18 protein-coding genes are annotated in these 19,192 nt (G+C 49.1%); 11 read left to right on the top strand and 7 right to left on the bottom strand.

Annotated elements, in window-relative coordinates; all coding sequences use genetic code 11:
- Positions 1-377 precede the first annotated feature (377 nt).
- The 9 genes from LVJ88_RS04220 to ruvB all read left to right on the top strand — a co-directional run bounded on the left by LVJ88_RS04220 (position 378) and on the right by ruvB (position 9,494).
- Positions 378-1,115, top strand: a complete 738-nt coding sequence (locus LVJ88_RS04220) for a pirin family protein (RefSeq protein ID WP_004284756.1) — start codon at positions 378-380, stop codon at positions 1,113-1,115.
- 91 nt (positions 1,116-1,206) lie between these two features.
- On the top strand, positions 1,207-1,815 hold the full coding sequence (locus LVJ88_RS04215) for a nitroreductase family protein (protein WP_004284755.1): 609 nt from the start codon (positions 1,207-1,209) through the stop codon (positions 1,813-1,815).
- A 130-nt stretch (positions 1,816-1,945) separates the two neighbouring features.
- Entirely contained in the window at positions 1,946-2,629 is a 684-nt protein-coding gene (locus tag LVJ88_RS04210) for a hydrolase (protein WP_004284753.1), read from the top strand.
- A gap of 86 nt (positions 2,630-2,715) precedes the next feature.
- Positions 2,716-2,937, top strand: a complete 222-nt coding sequence (locus LVJ88_RS04205) for a DUF1427 family protein (RefSeq protein ID WP_004284751.1) — start codon at positions 2,716-2,718, stop codon at positions 2,935-2,937.
- Positions 2,938-4,830, top strand: coding sequence for an amidohydrolase (locus LVJ88_RS04200; RefSeq protein WP_004285367.1), 1,893 nt, complete (start codon positions 2,938-2,940; stop codon positions 4,828-4,830).
- Between the two features lie 160 nt (positions 4,831-4,990).
- Positions 4,991-5,890 (top strand): pirin family protein, encoded by a 900-nt coding sequence (locus LVJ88_RS04195; protein ID WP_085417721.1) that lies wholly within the window; start codon positions 4,991-4,993, stop codon positions 5,888-5,890.
- A gap of 359 nt (positions 5,891-6,249) precedes the next feature.
- Positions 6,250-7,851 (top strand): MFS transporter, encoded by a 1,602-nt coding sequence (locus tag LVJ88_RS04190; protein WP_085417720.1) that lies wholly within the window; start codon positions 6,250-6,252, stop codon positions 7,849-7,851.
- 224 nt (positions 7,852-8,075) lie between these two features.
- Positions 8,076-8,393 (top strand): hypothetical protein, encoded by a 318-nt coding sequence (locus LVJ88_RS04185; protein ID WP_085417719.1) that lies wholly within the window; start codon positions 8,076-8,078, stop codon positions 8,391-8,393.
- Between the two features lie 69 nt (positions 8,394-8,462).
- The gene (gene ruvB, locus LVJ88_RS04180) at positions 8,463-9,494 is read left to right on the top strand and encodes a Holliday junction branch migration DNA helicase RuvB (protein ID WP_085417718.1); all 1,032 of its coding nucleotides are present in this window, start codon (positions 8,463-8,465) and stop codon (positions 9,492-9,494) included.
- A 51-nt stretch (positions 9,495-9,545) separates the two neighbouring features.
- Here the strand turns inward: ruvB and LVJ88_RS04175 are convergent, their stop codons facing one another.
- The 7 genes from LVJ88_RS04175 to LVJ88_RS04145 all read right to left on the bottom strand — a co-directional run bounded on the left by LVJ88_RS04175 (position 9,546) and on the right by LVJ88_RS04145 (position 17,126).
- Positions 9,546-10,082 carry a hypothetical protein gene (locus LVJ88_RS04175; protein ID WP_143773642.1) on the bottom strand — a complete coding sequence of 179 codons (537 nt, stop codon included), beginning with the start codon at positions 10,080-10,082 and terminating at the stop codon, positions 9,546-9,548.
- Positions 10,083-10,217: 135 nt separating this feature from the next.
- On the bottom strand, positions 10,218-11,105 hold the full coding sequence (locus LVJ88_RS04170) for a hypothetical protein (protein WP_085417716.1): 888 nt from the start codon (positions 11,103-11,105) through the stop codon (positions 10,218-10,220).
- Between the two features lie 53 nt (positions 11,106-11,158).
- Positions 11,159-11,524: a hypothetical protein gene (locus LVJ88_RS04165; RefSeq protein ID WP_125940149.1), complete on the bottom strand. Its 366-nt coding sequence runs from the start codon at positions 11,522-11,524 to the stop codon at positions 11,159-11,161.
- A gap of 100 nt (positions 11,525-11,624) precedes the next feature.
- Positions 11,625-11,996, bottom strand: a complete 372-nt coding sequence (locus LVJ88_RS04160) for a hypothetical protein (protein WP_085417715.1) — start codon at positions 11,994-11,996, stop codon at positions 11,625-11,627.
- Between the two features lie 1,095 nt (positions 11,997-13,091).
- Entirely contained in the window at positions 13,092-14,105 is a 1,014-nt protein-coding gene (gene lepB, locus LVJ88_RS04155; RefSeq protein WP_085418769.1) for a signal peptidase I, read from the bottom strand.
- Entirely contained in the window at positions 14,105-15,898 is a 1,794-nt protein-coding gene (gene lepA, locus LVJ88_RS04150) for a translation elongation factor 4 (RefSeq protein ID WP_085418768.1), read from the bottom strand. The genes lepB and lepA overlap by 1 nt, the downstream gene beginning before the upstream one ends.
- Before the next feature lie 268 nt (positions 15,899-16,166).
- Entirely contained in the window at positions 16,167-17,126 is a 960-nt protein-coding gene (locus LVJ88_RS04145) for an acetyl-CoA carboxylase carboxyltransferase subunit alpha (protein ID WP_054599233.1), read from the bottom strand.
- Between the two features lie 228 nt (positions 17,127-17,354).
- Here LVJ88_RS04145 and LVJ88_RS04140 point away from each other — a divergent pair, with 228 nt between their 5' ends.
- Positions 17,355-17,756 (top strand): RNA-binding S4 domain-containing protein, encoded by a 402-nt coding sequence (locus LVJ88_RS04140; RefSeq protein ID WP_085418767.1) that lies wholly within the window; start codon positions 17,355-17,357, stop codon positions 17,754-17,756.
- 164 nt (positions 17,757-17,920) lie between these two features.
- A complete protein-coding gene (locus LVJ88_RS04135; protein WP_085418770.1) occupies positions 17,921-19,183 on the top strand; it encodes an RsmB/NOP family class I SAM-dependent RNA methyltransferase in 1,263 nt (420 codons plus the stop codon).
- Positions 19,184-19,192 lie beyond the last annotated feature (9 nt).

Here is a 19,192-nt window from a genome sequence, read left to right as displayed (position 1 = left end):
TCAACTTTTTTAATACAAGGGAGAAAAACCGCAGACAATACAAGTAGTACGGAACCGATTCTGTTGCCACTTAGCAGCTTGCACATTCGTTCTCTTTAAACCAAGCACAGCAACGCCGCAGTAAAAGTTAAGTTGATTGATCATAAAATGAATATCAATATTCAGATCTATTCATCAAAAAAATACTTTTCTAATTCTTTCGGATAGTATATTTTTCACACCAGTTATCCAGCCTCTTATGTTTTGAACTATTGTTTACTCTGGATTGATAATCAATTTATCATTCGTGTCTTTTTCCCCACAAACTTTCCCCCTATAATTCACTCCATCGCAAATCGTTATATTAACAATAGTAATTAATTTAAAGGAAAGATAAAATGCAAACTGTATACCATCCGGCTAATTCACGCGGCTTTGCCAATCACGGTTGGCTGAAAAGCGCACACACTTTCAGCTTCGCCAACTATTACGACCCCGAGCGCATGGGCTTCGGCGTACTGCGTGTGATTAATGATGATTTTGTAGAAGGCGGCCAAGGCTTCGGCACCCACCCGCACCGCGACATGGAAATCATTTCCGTGCCTTTGAGCGGCGATTTGGCCCACCGCGACAGCATGGGTAACGGCAGCATCATCAAAAACGGTGATGTGCAGGTTATGTCGGCCGGTACCGGCGTTACCCACAGCGAAATGAACGCCAACCGCGACCAAGCTGTGAAATTCCTGCAAATTTGGGTGTTGCCCCGCAAAAACAACGTAGCGCCCCGCTATCAGCAAATCACGATTGCCAACGAAGCCAAACCCAACGACTTCCAGCAAATCCTGTCTCCCAATGCTGATGACGCAGGCGTGTGGATTCACCAAAACGCTTGGTTCTCGCTGGCACGTTTTTCAGACGGCACCCAAAAACGTTACGACGTAAAACGCGAAGGCAACGGCGTGTATGTGTTTGTGATTAAAGGTAAAGCCAAAGTAGGCGGTATCGAATTGGGCGAGCGCGACGGCTTGGGCTTGTGGGAAACCGACGGCTTTGACGTAGAGGCTTTGGGCGATGCGGAAATCCTGTTAATGGACGTACCGATGGACGTAGAAGCCAATATCAACCAGTTACACTAACGGAAATCGGAGTAAAATGTTATCCAAACTTTTTAGCTGCCTGAAAAATCTCGGGCAGCCATCTAGCCAACCTGAAATAAAGGAAACCACAATGTCTGTTGTACAAACTTTGCAGCAAGCTGCTGAGAACCGCCGTTCTGTTTACGCGCTGAACAAAAATCTGCCCGTAAACAAAGAAGAAGTAGTAAAAATCGTTGAGCACGCTGTAAAACACACACCGTCTGCGTTCAACTCGCAATCAACCCGTTTCGTTGTATTGTTCGGCGCCGAGCATGAAAAACTGTGGGACATCACCATTGCCGAACTGCGCAAAATCGTTCCTGCCGAAAACTTCCAAGCTACCGAAGACAAACTGAACATGTTTAAAGCGGCTGCCGGCAGCGTGTTGTTCTTTGAAGATGAAAATGTTGTTAAAGGCCTGCAAGAGCAGTTCCCTGCTTATGCCGCCGGTTTCCCCGTATGGGCAGGTCACAGCGATGCCATGAGCCAATACGCTATTTGGACTGCCCTGGCTGCGGTAAACGTAGGTGCCAACCTGCAACACTACACCCCGATCATTGATGCCGAGGTGGCTAAAACATGGAATCTGCCGGCCAACTGGAAAATGAGCGCCCAGCTCGTATTCGGCGGCATCACCGAGCCTGCAGGCGATAAATCTTTTGCTCCCGTAGAAGACCGCCTGAAAGTTTACGGCCTGTAATTATTTTCAGGCTGAACCACAGCCTGAATACACCGTGCAATAACGCGGCAAATTCAGACAGGCCCAAAACCTGGAATCTGCCGCTTTTTTATTGCCTTAAAATTCTTTTAACGACACATGGAGAATCGTCATGTCAAACAAATTTTTAGACTTGTTAACCCCTGAAAACAGCCAGCTGATTTTCATCGACCACCAGCCGCAAATGGCCTTCGGCGTACAATCTATCGACCGCCAAACCCTGAAAAACAACGTGGTTGCATTGGCCAAATCAGCCAAAGTATTCAACATCCCCACCATCATCACCACTGTTGAAACCGAAGGCTTCTCCGGCCACACTTACCCTGAATTGTTGAGCGTATTCCCCGAGAACAAAATTCTCGAGCGCACTTCAATGAACTCTTGGGACGACCAAAACGTGCGTGATGCTTTGGCTGCAAACGGCCGTAAAAAAGTTATCGTAGCTGGCTTGTGGACAGAAGTATGTAACTTGGGCTTTGCTCTGGCTGCTGCTGCCGAAGGCAACTATGATATCTACATGGTGGCAGATGCATCTGGCGGCACAACGGTAGAAGCGCACGAATACGCTATGCAACGCATGATTCAAGCAGGCATTATTCCAGTAACTTGGCAACAAGTTTTGCTCGAATGGCAACGTGACTGGGCCCGTAAAGAAACCTACGATGCCGTATTGGATATCGTAAAAGAACATTCCGGTGCATACGGCATGGGTGTGGATTACGCCTACACTATGGTTCACAAAGCGCCCGAGCGCGTGCAACACGGCGAACGCATCGGCCCTAACCCTGCTAAGTAAACCCTGATTTACTGTTGTTAATGCGAAGGTGTGGTTTGCATCAAAATCACACCTTTGCTGTTTAATCTGCCCATTAAGAGATATTTATGAAGTTGTATGTGTTTTCTTTCGGAGCCGGAATATTGGTTGGTGTGGTTTACTACCTGCTTAATGTACGCTCTCCCGCGCCGCCCGTAGTGGCCTTGCTGGGACTTTTGGGCATGTTGTTGGGCGAACAAATGATTCCGCTCTCCAAACAATTTTTTTCTCCGCAAACATCTATCTCCCAAACCGCACACTCACAAGACCAGAATCACAATAAGGAGTAAATGATGACGACACAAATCGACACAATTTTCTATAACGGCGAATTTACGACTTTAGACCGCTCCAAGCCGGTTGCCCAAGCCGTTGCCGTTGCCGACGGAAAATTTGCCGCAGTCGGCAGCAACAGCGAAATTTTAGCGATGGCGGGCGAAAATACCCGCCGCATCGACCTGCAAGGCCGCAGCGTTTTACCCGGCCTTTTCGACAACCACACCCATATCATCCGCGGCGGCCTCAATTACAACATGGAACTGCGTTGGGACGGCGTGCGTTCGCTGGCCGATGCCATGGCCATGCTGAAAGCGCAAGTCGATATTACTCCTGCGCCGCAATGGGTTCGCGTAGTCGGCGGTTTTACCGAGCACCAATTCATCGAAAAACGCCTGCCCACCATTGAAGAAATCAATGCCGTTGCGCCTGATACGCCGGTGTTCATCCTGCATTTATACGACCGTGCTTTACTCAATGCAGCCGCATTACGCGCCGTCGGCTACACCAAAGACACCCCCGAACCGCCCGGAGGCGAAATCAAACGCGATTCGAAAGGCAACCCCACCGGCCTGCTGCTGGCCAAACCGAATGCCATGATTCTGTATTCGACTTTGGCAAAAGGTCCCAAACTGCCGTTTGATTACCAAGTCAACTCCACCCGCCATTTCATGCGCGAGCTGAACCGTTTGGGCGTAACCGGTGTGATTGATGCCGGCGGCGGTTTCCAAAATTATCCCGACGATTACGAAGTGATCCGCAAGCTGGCCGAAGAAAACCAACTCACCGTACGCATCGCCTATAACCTCTTCACGCAGAAACCGAAAGAGGAAAAAGAAGACTTCCTCAAATGGACTTCTTCGGTTACCTATAAACAGGGCGACGATTATTTCCGCCACAACGGTGCTGGCGAGATGTTGGTGTTTTCTGCCGCCGACTTTGAAGATTTCCGCCAGCCCCGCCCCGAGATGCCGCCTGAAATGGAAGGCGAATTGGAAGAAGTGGTACGCATTTTGGCGCAAAACAAATGGCCGTGGCGTATGCACGCGACTTATGACGAAACCATTACCCGCGCCTTGGATGTATTTGAAAAGGTTAACCGCGATATTCCGCTGGAAGGCATCAACTGGTTCTTCGACCATGCCGAAACCGTGTCGCAAAAATCCATCGACCGCATTGCCGAGCTGGGCGGCGGTATCGCCGTGCAGCACCGCATGGCCTATCAAGGCGAATACTTTGCCGAGCGCTACGGTACGGCTGCCGCGGCCAACACGCCTCCGGTGAAACGCATTCTCGAAAGCGGCGTGAAAGTATCGGCCGGTACCGATGCCACCCGTGTGGCCTCCTACAACCCGTGGGTATCCTTGTCCTGGCTGATCAGCGGCAAAACCGTCGGCGGTATGAAACTCTATCCTCAAGCCAATTTGCTCGACCGCGAAACCGCTTTGCGCATGTGGACGGAAAATGTGGCATGGTTCTCCAACGAAGTCGGCAAGCGCGGCCGCATCGAAGTAGGCCATTTGGCCGACATGATGGTGCCGAGCAAAGACTTTTTCAGCGTGCCGGAAGACGAAATTCCGTTCCTGACCTCGGATCTGACCGTGGTGGGCGGCCGTGTCGTTTACGGCGCAGGCAGCTTCGCTGATTTGGACACCCCGCCGCCGCCTGCCATGCCCGATTGGTCGCCGGTACACAAATACCGCGGCTACGGCGCATGGGGCGACCCCGAAGGTGCCGGTAAAAACTCGCTCGCACCGCTGCGCCAACAAGCCATCGCTTCATGCAGTTGCGCCAGCGCGTGCGGTCTGCATGGCCACGATCATGCCCGCGCATGGGCATCGTCGGCGCCCGTTTCAGACCTGCAAGGTTTCTTCGGCGCACTCGGCTGCTCGTGCTGGGCCGTCTGAAAACGCCCGAACGGATACGGATGACTTTCCGTATCCGTAACCGCATTTGGCAAACGGCTTATCATCAATCCTTGCTTGAACGTTGCGCCCCGCAGCACGATAGTCGGTTGGTTATAAGCTGTCGTGCCAACCGGATATAAACACACAAAGGAACCCTGATATGAACACAGAAAAACTTCCTGCCAAAATCAAAGATGTCGGCGGTATTCCTGTTGCTCGCCTGTTGCCGCAAGGCAAACGCCGTACCATCGGCGCATGGTGTTTTCTCGACCATGCCGGCCCCGCCGAATTCGGTGCGGGCGAAGACGGTATGCAGGTCGGCGCGCACCCGCACACCAATCTGCAAACCTTCACTTGGATGCTGGAAGGCGAAGTGTGGCATCAAGACAGCCTCGGCTACCGCCAATTGATCCGCCCCAAGCAGGTCAACTTGATGACTGCCGGCACGGGCGACACGCGCGGCATCAGCCATACCGAGCAAACCCCTGAAGGCATCAACACCCTGCATGCCGTTCAATTGTGGATTGCCTTGCCGACCCATCAGGAAATCGAACCTGATTTCCAACACTATCCCGAACTGCCCGAATGGCACGAAAACGGTGTCGATTACATCTTAACCATCGGCAGCTACGGCGGCCATACTGCGCCGACCAAACAATTCAGCCCGCTGGTCGGTGTGGATATCCGTTTTCAGACGGCCCGTACTTTGGAAATACCCGCCCACTCAGGCTGGGAATACGGCATCCTCGTACTCGCCGGCAGCGTAGAAGCCGACGGCTTACGCGCGACCGCCGATGAAATGATGGTATTCACCAACGGCAATGCAGACGGCATTATCCGCATTCAGGCCGAAGCAGGAACACACATCATGCTGCTTGGCGGCGAACCTTTGCCGCACCCGACCCTGTTTTGGTGGAATTTCGTAGCCGACAACCCCGATTCGCTCCGCCGTGCCGTTGCCGATTGGAACAGCGGCCACCCGCGTTTCGGAGATATCGATTTATCCGGCAGCAAACTCAGCCGTCTGCCTTCTCCGGAAGCGCCCGACCATTTGCGCTAATCGGTAAAACCGCACGGCAGCCTGCTGCCGGAAACCGCGCAGGATTCAGGCACAACATCCCGCTTCATGAACCGAGCGGGCCGGTTTGTGCTTTTATCCTTGCACCGCACAAAGCCGTACAGCCGTGCACACACGATGTTTGTTTTTTCAGACGGCCTCATGCTATCCAAGCGGATTGTGCCGAAAAACACCGCCACGATGGAACTGATAAGCAGCCTTAATGTAGCGCCTACCTAATCTTTTATTGTATGTGTAGTCAATCGATTTAAAGTACTTTAACGATATAAACAGCAAGCCGGCAAAGGTCTCAGGCCGTCTGAACAGCTTTTCCACATTACGGAATCAAAGGAACAACATATATGACCCAACACCGCTCGTCTGCCGCCGAAACTTCCGGCAGCAGCTTCGCCCCGTTGCGGCAAACTTTGTTTGTCGTGTTATGGATAGCCACCATCTTAGGCAACACCGGCAGCTTTATCCGCGATGTTGCCAGCTCGTGGCTGATGACCGATTTATCGCCTTCGCCTGCCGCCGTTGCCATGGTGCAAGCCGCCGCCACTCTGCCGGTGTTTCTGCTTGCCATTCCCGCCGGCGTGCTTTCCGATATTCTCGACCGCCGCAAATTCTTAATCGGCATTCAGATTCTGCTCGCCGGTGTCAGCGCCGGACTGATGCTGCTCTCGGCAAGCGGTATGCAGTCGGTTGCCTCGCTGATTGCGCTTACCTTCCTCGGCGGTATCGGTGCCGCACTGATGGGGCCGACTTGGCAGGCCATCGTACCGGAACTGGTCGATAAAAGAGATTTGAAAAATGCCGTAGCTTTGAACTCTCTCGGCGTAAACATTGCCCGCGCCATCGGCCCCGCACTCGGCGGCTTGATTTTGGCCGGAGCGGGCGCGGCTTTCGCCTACGGTGCCGACGTGCTGAGCTATGTGTTTGTGATCAGCGCATTGCTGTGGTGGAAACGCCCCAAAACCCAGCGCGACGAGCTTTCCGAACAATTCGGCGGGGCATTCCGTGCCGGATTGCGCTATGTGCGCGCCAGCCGCGAGCTGCACATCGTTTTGCTGCGTGCCTTTGTCTTCTTCGCCATCGCCAGCTCGGTTTGGGCTTTGCTGCCTTTGGTGGCACGACAACTTCTCAACGGTAGCGCGGGCTTTTACGGCATCTTGCTGGGTGCGGTAGGCGCAGGCGCGATTATCGGCGCCGTGATTATGCCGCGCTTGCACAGCCGCTTGAGTGCCGACGGCTTACTGCTTTTGGCCGCAGGCGTAACCGCTGCCGTGATGGCCGTTTTGGCCGCCGCACCGCCCAAATGGTTGGCAGTGGTGGTATTGCTGTTGCTCGGCGCGTCGTGGATTACCGCTTTAACCACACTCAACGGCGTGGCGCAAAGCATTCTGCCCAACTGGGTGCGCGGCCGCTCATTGGCCGTTTACCTCACCGTATTCAACGGCGCCATGACTGCCGGCAGCTTGTTATGGGGCAGCGTTGCCAGCCTTATCGGTATCCCCTTGACCTTGCTTGCAGGTGCGGCGGCATTGGTGGTTTCCGCATTGGTAGCGCACCGCATCAAACTGCCGCAAGGCGAAAACGACTTAAGCCCGTCTAACCATTGGCCCGAACCGCTCACCGTATCCCGCCCTGCCAACGACCGCGGGCCGGTGCTGATTCAAATCGAATACCGCATCCGCCCCGAAGACCGCGAAGCGTTTATCCGAGCCATTACCGCGCTTTCGGCCGAACGCCGTCGCGACGGAGCCTACCAATGGGGCGTGAGCGAAGACACTGCCGATCCTTCCATTATGCTCGAATGGTTCTTGGTCGAATCGTGGGCGGAACACCTGCGCCAGCACAAACGCGTTTCCAAAACCGACGCCGACCTGCAAAACGCAGTAAAACGCTTCCACCAAGGCGAAACACCGCCGCAAGTGCGTCACTTCGTTTCTTGCGGTAAATAATCGAACCTACTATCTATTCATTTTTCAGACGGCCTCAAAATGCGCTAAAACGTATATGAGGCCGTCTGAATGGTTATGAATGTTTCAGATCATGATTCACCATCAACCTCCCAACCCTGAGCCTGTTTCACAACGCACGGCAACGTCCGCTGCCGTCTGAAACACGTTATAATTCCAAACTCTTTGATTCATCTCACACCAACCCAACCGTTTCAGACGGCCTTATAACCATGAACACCGACTTACTCCACCAAAAAATAAGCAACCGCGACTATCTGCGCCTGATCACCCTGAACAGCGAAAATTTCAGCAACGCAGAACATGAACTCTTGCGCGAAATTCTCAACGGTTTTGAGTTTGACGTTGTGCAGGAACAAGCTTTGGCACATGCCGTAGCACAGCAGGCACGGTTCGATCCCAACGCCCTCCATATCGAAGATGACGATGAAGACATCACCGGCGTATGCCCGCACTGCATCAACCCGCCCATGCCGCCGCTGCGCGATTATTTGGTTTGGCGGCAAAACAGTCATACCGGGTAAATAAATAGCAAAGCCGTCTGAAAATATGTTTCAGACGGCCTCAAAAACTTAACTTACGAGTTGTTAACTATGCTGCAAACCGATAATCTCAGCACCGCCCAACCGCAACGCATCATCACTGCCCAAAGCATTTCCGCCCAAGAAGAAATGCTCGAACGCGCCTTGCGCCCGAAATCATTGGGCGACTACATCGGCCAGCACAAAGCCAAAGAACAGCTCGCCATCTTCATCGAAGCCGCCAAAAAACGCGGCGAAGCACTCGACCACACCCTGCTGTTCGGCCCGCCCGGATTGGGCAAAACCACGCTGGCACACATCATCGCCAAAGAATTGGGCGTAAACCTTCGCCAAACCAGCGGCCCCGTGCTCGAACGCGCCGGCGATTTGGCCGCCCTGCTAACCAACCTCGAACCCCACGACGTATTGTTTATCGACGAAATCCACCGCCTCAGTCCGGTCGTCGAAGAAATCCTCTACCCCGCGCTCGAAGATTACCAGCTCGACATTATGATCGGCGAAGGCCCCGCCGCCCGCTCGGTCAAAATCGACCTGCCGCCGTTCACGCTGGTGGGCGCAACCACCCGCGCCGGCATGCTCACCAACCCCTTGCGCGACCGTTTCGGCATTGTTTCCCGCCTCGAATTTTACGGGTACGACGATTTAGCCACCATCGTTGCCCGCTCCGCCGAACTGCTGCAACTCAATATGGGCGAAGAAGGCGCAATGGAAATCGCCCGCCGCAGCCGCGGTACGCCCCGCATCGCCAACCGCCTGCTACGCCGCGTGCGCGATTACGCCGAAGTGAAAAACCAAGGATTGATTAACGCCGAAACCGCCGATGCCGCCTTGAGTATGCTCGATGTCGATTCGGTCGGTTTGGATTTGATGGATAGAAAATTTCTCGAAGCCGTGATCTATAAATTCAGCGGCGGCCCGGTCGGATTGGAAAACATTGCCGCCGCCATCGGCGAATCCACCGACACCATCGAAGACGTTATCGAACCGTATCTCATCCAGCAAGGCTTCCTGCAACGCACCCCGCGCGGGCGCATGGCTACCGAACGCAGCTACCTGCACTTCGGTTTGAATGTAGAAAAATAAATGATGCCGTCTGAAACAATTCAGACGGCATCTTAATATTAAGTACTCAAATTACTCATCAATATAATAAATAATCGGTTTGTCAGATTGATACTGCTCCCCCTGTCGGCGGGGATAATGCCCCAAACCCGTTGAATCGACATTGCCATATTGGCCTATCAAGGGCAAAGATTTTTTCAAAATCTTATCGTGTTCTTCTTCGCTCAACTCATCCAACCCTTTGTAAGGCGGATTTGCTTCAGCCTGAATCTTAAACTCACGCGAAGCAGCTTTGGCTTTATCCGGATTAATGATCGGAGCAGGCGGATTATCTGCCTTTTTAACTTCACCTTCAGCCGTTACATGATCTGCCTGCTTGGCCATCTTCTTCATGCCTCTGCTTTTTTTGCCGTAAGAAGTTTCCAAGTCCAAATTTTCATGTGGTTTGTCAAACTGGCTTTGTATGTGAGCATTTGTTTGCTCTGCTGAAACCGGATGCTTTTGATCAGGTTTGCTTTGCGGATAGGCACATGCAGCCACAAACATGATCGACGGTAAACAAATACATAAACGCCAATACTCTTTTATATTCATTTTTCTAAAGGCCACGATTTTTCCCTACCAAGCAGTAAACATCGTTAAACATAAAGGCCGCCCATACCGTTTGTACAGACGGCCTTTAATGACCATTTTACTATAACCGACTTCTACCCATCGGATTATGTCTTAAATAAAGCTGACAGTTTAAGATTTTTTCGGGGAGCATTTCTTTTGCAACTGTAATTCGGGATATGCCAAGTCTGCAACCCACAAACTGGCAGCATCAAGCAAAACCTGTTGTGCACTTTGCACACTTTCCACTTGTCCCGAAGAAAACGAATAGCCGATGCCCGGTTCTTTACCCGTTAACTGTATGCTGAATTCTTTTCTTTTCGCCGAATATTTCAAGTCGAAAGAAGTGGCATAAGCAATAGTGTTAGTGGAAGGATCATTTACATTTACGGCTAAGCTAATGATTTTCGATGAACTGCTCGAACCGTAATCAATATTACCCTGTATTCTGGCTCTGCTTTGTGAAGCATTGGCACCACGGCCTCTATTGAAAAAATCCTCTTGGTCGTTGCGTGTAAATGCCGCCTCAATCGGGATCAATTGAAGGTAAGAAGCGGGAGATAACCCGGCTTGATTACGAATAAAATTGATAGACGACAGATTACCGTCTTGATAAGCTTTCAAATAATTTGTATTTACCAAACCGAACGCATTGATTCCGACCGGCCCGTTAACAGCCTGAAAAATCAAAGGTTCTTCTTTCACTACTTTTGCTAAAGTATAAGGAAACAATGCATGGATACGCGTTTTTAAATGAAAAGCACCCGCATCGGCCAACGGACTGTGCAATGCCTGCTGCCTTACCGTTCCATCAATAACATTAGACACGATAAACAAAGAAACCCGAGGGCTGGTTTTGGTAAATTCTTCAAACTCCCTACCTACGCAGTCTAAAGATTTATCTAAAGAAGATTCAGTATAATTAGGCGTAGCGGCAGTAGAAACATAATCTACCGATTGCGATGAACAGCCTGAAAACAATACAGCCAAAGCTAAAATCCTTAAAGCATAAGCTTTCATGATAACGCTTTCTCCCTATCAATTAATCTTAATCAAATTAATTCAAAAAATAGTTAATTGCAGCCTTTAATAGTCACTTTACCAATATAAGCTTTGCTTGAAATTTTCGGTTGATTAACTCTTCCTGCACGATTGAGGGCTGAGGAGTCTGTGTTGATATAGTTCGCATAAAAAGCACATTTAGGCTTGATGACATTATCAACATAATATGAATTTCCATAAGGATCGGTAACATGGTAGCCGTCAGTTCTTGTTCTTTGAGGACGTACCCGTGCTTCCATAATCATCTTATGCGGCATGGCTTTTGTTCTTGTAGAAGGTATATCAGGATAACCCGGATGTTTTGCCATCAACGGCACAGGCACCAGCATTGAAGAAACACATAAAAGAGTTGTTAACTTTAGCAATTTGTTCATCATGATATCCTGCCTTCCATACATCAAAACATCAAATTGTTAAACGGGGTCGGCAGCAAAATAAATCCATTTCAACTACCGACCCCCATTAGCAAGTTACTGCTTATTTCAATTCAATTACGTTTACACCTTGAGTGTTGTAAGAACCATTGGTGGTTTTCATTTTAACTTCGTTAACCCAAGCTTCTTGATCTACGTTCTTAGTTTCCTTGCCGGCAACAACTACGTTGGCACCTTGAGTAGTGTAAGCAGCATTCTTCAATTCCAGATCCAAGTTGTTGATCAAAACACCTTGATCAACTTTAGTAATTGAATCATTGGCATTGATCACGTTCAAACCTTGAGCGTTAGCATAACCGGTAGAAACAACCAATTGAGCATCTTTACCGCTCAAAACAGCTTGGTTGAAAGAACCGGCAGCAAAAACAGAAGCGCTCATACCCAAAGCCACGACAGCAGCAGTCAATTTTTTCATGATACATTCCTTTCATAAACAAGTTAAACAGACCCTCTAAATCAAATATGAAATATTTGATTTGATGATCAGAAACAAATAAAAAGGGATATACAACTCCCGCACTGCAATAAATCCACCGATAACCTATCACTTAAACTATACGGCTTTAAGAAAATGACTATGTAGTGGATTTATGATGATTATATCCATAAAAAACTTACAATCTATTTTTAAAATTACTATTTTTAAAGTTATCTTTTTGATAAGTAAAGAAAATTTTACATACATCTATGTATATTAAAAAATAAATTATATATACTTCATCAACATATAAAGTTGTAGTTATATTACATTGAAATAATAAATTTTAAATTCTTATCTGCTTCCAATTCATATATCAAAATATAACAATAATTAACCTAATTTAATAATAAATTTAGATGAAACTCGCAATTTCATTATACAAACATGTATTCATTAAGCATAATTATGCTTTTGAAGTAATTCTAATGCATAAAAATGATAAATATTGAGATAGATTCTTGAGTTACACATTTATAATGAACAAACGCTTACCGAAACAAATTTTTATTTCAAAAAAGACATAAAAATAAAATTTTATTATCATTAATTAGCAATTTGTAAAAGTTTTTATCACTATATTTGAAATTTATTTATTTTTATCAGATTTAGTTATCTTATGTTTATACATGTTATTTTATTGATTAATAATAATTAACTTAAAAACTATAATATAGTATCCAATTCTTTAATGAAACATGTTATAGTCAATCAAATTTTACTACGATGTTGCTGGTCCTTAGCTCAACAGAGAACGATTGTATAAGCCGCTGAAGCGGTAACGGAGTAGGTTTCGTATTACTTGTATTGTCTACGGCTTGCTGCTTTGTATTAAAAATAAGCTGATTAACTATAAATCTGCCTAATTAAATCAATGAGCAAACACCTTATTCAGATTGGACACAAATGTCTCAAATTTTAGATATCTCGAATGCTGCTTGCATTAATACTAAAAGCCTTCAAAAGCCGTGCACTAAAAAAGCCGAATTCTCGATCAACTCGAATTCGGCTTTTCCAAACAAAAAGAGATGATTAACGGATAGTCGTTCCTATACGGCTCATATCGCGGAAGTTCATCCAAATAAAAAAGGCTTTTCCGACAATATATTTATCACTCACAAAACCCCAATAACGCGAATCGGAGCTTCCGTCCCGATTATCGCCCAGTGCAAAGTAATGACCTTCAGGCACTTTGCACGCAAAGCCGCTTCCGTCTGCCGCATATTGGCAGTTTTCAATCAGGCCGCTTTGCAAGCCGGCTTCGGCCATTCTGTGCTGTACAAAATTCACCGCATTCAAATCTACCGCCGGAACATCATCCATTTTTAACACATCGAAATCATGATCGAATACGGAAGCCTGATAAATTTTAGCTTCTCTATTTAATGAAGGATCTTGATCATCTTGATAAGAATATGTGCCTTTGAGTATGTCTTTTTCCCTCACGCCGTTGATCGTCAATACCTTATCTTGATATTCGACAACATCCCCGGGCAGGGCGACAATCCGCTTTATGTAATTGATTTTAGGGTCTTCCGGATAATTAAATACCGCAACATCACCGCGCTGTATTTGTCCGGTGGGAATTAATACATTATTGATGATCGGGGTTCGGATACCGTAGGCAAATTTATTCACCAAAATAAAATCACCTACTACCAACCCAGGCCTCATCGAGCTTGAGGGAATTTGAAAAGGCTCTGCAACAAATGTACGCAGCACAAATACCACTAAAATGATGGGAAAAAAGCCGCCCAAATAATCGGTAAAGTGGTTGTTGCTGCCATGATGTTCAGGTTGTTTTTTCAGACGGCCTTTATGGACAAACCAGATTACGCCTGTAATCAACACGAAAATCAGCAAAACTGCGGTAAAACTCATGAATGCCGACAGCACGCCGAATATGCCGACCATCATCAGCAAATAGCCCCATTGCAGCGAATTGCTCCACTCACCGTTTTCTTCACGCTGTTTGTTGCTTCTGGCAAACAGCACGAAACCGATGATCAAAGCGGCAATTGCGCCCAGTATCAATGTTTTACTCATTATTTATCCCCAACCTGCAAAATAGCCAAAAACGCGCTCTGCGGAATTTCCACATTGCCGACCTGCTTCATGCGGCGTTTACCGGCTTTCTGTTTTTCAAGAAGTTTTTTCTTACGCGTAATATCGCCGCCGTAACATTTGGCCAATACGTTTTTACGCAGGGCTTTTACGGTTTCGCGGGCGATAATCTGGCTGCCGATTGCCGCTTGTACGGCAATATCGAACATCTGACGCGGAATCAGTTCGCGCATTTTCGCCGCCAATTCGCGGCCGCGGAACACGGCATTGGAGCGGTGGACAATCAGGCTCAAAGCATCGACTTTTTCGCCGTTCACCATAATATCCAGCTTAATCAGATCGGCCGCTTGGAATTCTTTAAACTCATAATCCAACGAAGCATAGCCGCGTGAAGTGGATTTGAGCTTGTCGAAGAAATCCATCACCACTTCGTTCATCGGCAGATCGTAAGTGAGCATCACTTGGCGGCCCATGTATTGCATGTTTTTTTGCACGCCGCGTTTTTGGTTGCACAAGGTCATCACCGCACCCACATATTCCTGCGGCACCAAAATCGTGGCCGTGATAATCGGCTCGAATATCGTGTCGATACTGCCGACATCGGGCAGTTTGGACGGGTTCTCCACTTCGATTTTTTCGCCGTTTTTCAGCAATACTTCATATACCACCGTCGGCGCGCTGGTAATCAAATCCATATCGAATTCGCGCTCCAAGCGTTCCTGCACGATTTCCAAATGCAACAACCCCAAGAAGCCGCAGCGGAAACCGAAACCCAAGGCTTGAGAAACTTCCGGCTCGAATTTCAGCGAAGCGTCGTTTAATTGCAGTTTTTCCAAAGCATCGCGCAAGGCTTCGTAATCGTGGCTTTCCACCGGATACAAACCGGCAAATACCTGCGATTGAACCTCTTGGAAACCGGGCAGAGCTTTTTCGGCAGGATTGGCTGTCAAAGTAATGGTGTCGCCAACTTTGGCGGCATTCAATTCTTTAATACCGGTAATCAGGAAGCCTACTTCGCCGGCTTTTAATTCTTGTTTTTGAACCGATTTCGGCGTAAACACACCAAGTTGCTCCGCCTGCGTTTCGGCTTTGGTGCTCATAAACAGCAGCTTGTCTTTCAGTTTCAGACGGCCTTCTTTAACGCGGATAAGCATCACCACGCCGACATAATTATCAAACCAAGAGTCGATGATCATGGCTTGCAAGGGTGCATCTTCATCGCCTTCGGGAGCAGGAATTTTGGCAACGATTTCTTCCAACACGTCTTCCACGCCCAAGCCGCTTTTGGCAGAGCAGGTTACTGCACCGACAGCATCGATACCGATGATGTCTTCGATTTCCTGCGCCACGCGGTCGGGGTCGGCTGCGGGTAAATCGATTTTATTCAGCACGGGCACCACTTCCACACCCAAATCAATCGCGGTATAGCAGTTGGCCACGGTTTGCGCTTCCACGCCTTGCGAAGCGTCCACAACCAAGAGCGCGCCTTCGCAAGCAGATAACGAGCGGGACACTTCGTAGGAAAAATCGACGTGTCCGGGGGTGTCGATTAGGTTGAGCTGATAGGTTTGCCCGTCGCGCGCCTTATAGTTCAGGGCGGCGGTTTGCGCTTTGATGGTAATGCCGCGCTCTTTTTCAATATCCATCGAGTCCAGCACCTGCGTGCTCATTTCGCGCATTTCCAAGCCGCCGCAATATTGGATAAAGCGGTCGGCCAGTGTGGATTTGCCGTGGTCGATATGGGCGATAATGGAAAAGTTTCTAATGTTTTTCATTGAGTTAGACATGCTGCTCGTTATTCTGTGAGAGGCCGTCTGAAAAAGAAGAACATACCGTTTCAGACGGCCTGATAAATCGGGATCAAATAGCCGCTTATTTTAGCTGAAAAAAGCGGTTTGGGCTAATTCAGACGGCCTTAAACCGTTACCGTCGTTTAAATAGGCAGCGCAGCCGCAAAGCTTCACGCTTGCGGCACGAACGGGCATTTCAATATAAAAAAACAGCAGGTTTTAACGCCTGCTGTTTTTTGTATTGATGCCCGGTTTATTTCTCTACAAATTGGCCGTAAGACATAATCCGGTCGAAACGGCGGGTAAGCAGGTCGGACATAGGCATATCTTGCGCCATACGCAGTTGCTCGGCCAACACATCCTTAACGCGTTTTGCCATTTCGGCATGATCACGGTGGGCACCACCCAAAGGTTCTTCAATCACGCGGTCGATCAATTTTAATTCGGCCAAACGCTTGGCGGTAATACCCAACGCTTGCGCAGCATCGGATGCTTTTTCTGCAGTTTTCCACAAAATAGAGGCGCAACCTTCGGGCGAGATCACCGAATAGGTGGAATATTGAAGCATATTGACATAATCACCCACGGCAATCGCCAATGCGCCGCCGGAACCGCCCTCGCCAATAATCGTACACAACACCGGCACATGCAGTTTGGTTAATTCGTAAAGGTTGCGGCCGATGGCTTCCGATTGGTTACGTTCTTCTGCGCCGATACCGGGATAAGCACCCGGCGTGTCGATAAACGTCATCACAGGCAGATGGAATTTTTCGGCCAGCTGCATCAAACGCAATGCTTTACGGTAGCCTTCGGGCCGCGGCATGCCGAAATTACGGCGGATTTTTTCTTTGGTATCACGGCCTTTCTGATGTCCGATCACTACTACGCTTTGGCCGTTGAAGCGCGCCAATCCGCCGATAATGGCATGGTCGTCGGCATAGTGGCGGTCGCCGTGCAACTCTTCGAAATCGGTAAAAATGGTGTTGATATAGTCTAATGTGTAAGGGCGTTGGGGATGACGCGATACTTGGGATACTTGGGCGGGAGTGAGTTTGCTGAAAATCGATTTGGTTAAATCGGCACTTTTTTTCTGCAGGCGGACGATTTCTTCTGAAATATCTACGGCCGACTCACCTTGCACAAAGCGCAACTCATCGATTTTTTTCGTTAATTCCGCAATAGGTTGTTCAAAATCCAAGAAAACGGGTTTCATAATTAATGCTCTTATCAATAGGATTCGGACGTAATCATACGCTAATCAAAGCAGTTTCGGCAGTATTTTGTCGTGTTTCATCACGCCGCCCGTCTGATTAATGTGTATTGTGCCGTTGCATATAACGGCTGTATCTCTATTTCCCGGGTTTTAGTGCAAATACTCGCACTGCACCCAATCCCGTATCTTATGCTAAACTCGCCCACACTTCAATCACACGGCAATAACATGAAAAGCGATCACGATAATACTGCGATGCGGCTCGATAAATGGCTGTGGGCTGCACGTTTTTTCAAAACCCGTGCCTTGGCTCAAAAGCATATCGAATTGGGACGCGTACAGGTTAACGGCTCCAAAGTGAAAAACAGCAAAAACATTTCTGCCGGCGACGTTATCGATTTAACTTTAAATTCGCTTCCCTACAAACTGACCGTTTTGGCACTCAACCACCAACGCCGCCCCGCTCCCGAAGCGCGGTTGCTGTATGAAGAAGACAAGCAGACGGCCGAGAAACGCGAAGCGCAAAAACTGCTCGACCAAGCCAGCCGCGTAAGTGCCGCGTATCCCGATGGACGGCCTACCAAGCGCGACCGACGCCAAATCGATAAAATCAAACGCGGCGAGTGGTAGCCATACCGCATATCATCTGCCCGTGTTAAGTTACCCTGCTGCACCTGACTGCTTATTTTCGGGCAGGCCGTCTGAAAAACTCCGACCGCCCGCCATCAACCACATGCAATGTTATCCGGCCTGCTACGGATAATCCGCGCCGATACCTATTTCATACCGCTATGATAAATTCAACCCAACTTGACCATACCGCCGCCGTGCTTTCATCAATGCTGACGTTCCAACAGCCTGCCGACGCCGTGCTTTCCGCCTATTTCCGCGACCACAAAAAACTCGGCCGCCAAGACCGTCACGAAATCGCCGAAACCGCATTTGCCGCACTGCGCCATTACCAAAAAATTTCAGCAGTGCTGCGCCGGCCGCACGCCCAAGCCAAACAAGCGGCACTGGCTGCTTTGGTTCTCGGCCGCGGCATCAACATCAGCCAAATCAGCGAATTGATCAATGAAGAAGAACGCGAATTTTTAAGCCGTCTGAAAAGCCGCAAAGCCGAGTTTTCAGACGGCCTCAGCACGGCGGCGGAACTGCCCGAATGGCTGATCAGGCACTTGCAGGCGCATTACGACGACGAAGCCATACTCGCATTCGGACGCAGCATCAGCCGCCCTGCCCCGCTCGATCTGCGGGTCAACACCGTCAAAGCCAAACGCGACAAAGTACTGGAAGCCCTGCAAAGCGAAGGTTTGGCCGCCGAAGCCACGCCGTATTCGCCTTGGGGCATACGCCTGCAAGACAAAGCCGCGCTCAACAAACATCCCCTTTTCTTAGACGGCACGTTGGAAGTTCAAGACGAAGGCAGCCAGCTGCTTGCCTTGTTAACCGGCGCCAAGCGCGGAGAAATCATTGTTGATTTTTGCGCAGGCGCAGGCGGCAAAACGCTGGCCATCGGTGCGATGACAGCCAATAAAGGGCGGATTTATGCTTTTGATATTGCCGAAAAACGCCTTGCCAATCTCAAGCCGCGCATGGTTCGCGCCGGTTTAACCAATATCCACCCCGAACGCATCAGCAGCGAACACGATCCGCGTATAGGCCGTCTGAACGGCAAAGCCGACCGCGTGTTGGTTGATGCCCCCTGCTCCGGCTTGGGTACTTTGCGCCGCAACCCCGATTTGAAATACCGCCAATCGCCCGAAACCGTATCCAAACTGCTTGAGCAGCAGCACAATATCCTGAGCGCGGCCTCGGCATTGGTTAAAGAGCAAGGCCGTTTGGTGTATGCCACATGCAGCATTCTGCCCGAAGAAAACGAACGGCAGGTAGAACGCTTTTTAAGCGAACATCCGCAATTCGAACTGTCGGACTGTGCCGCTTTGCTCGAATCAGCCAAAGTTAACGGTTTGGATACCGGAAAATATCTCCGTTTGGATACGGCCGAACACCATACCGACGGCTTTTTTGCCGCGGTTATGCAACATAAAGGCTAGCTTTACCGC

The organism is Neisseria dumasiana (assembly GCF_022870885.1).
Taxonomy (GTDB): Bacteria; Pseudomonadota; Gammaproteobacteria; order Burkholderiales; family Neisseriaceae; genus Neisseria; species Neisseria dumasiana.
This window is presented reverse-complemented; position numbering and strand designations above follow the sequence as displayed.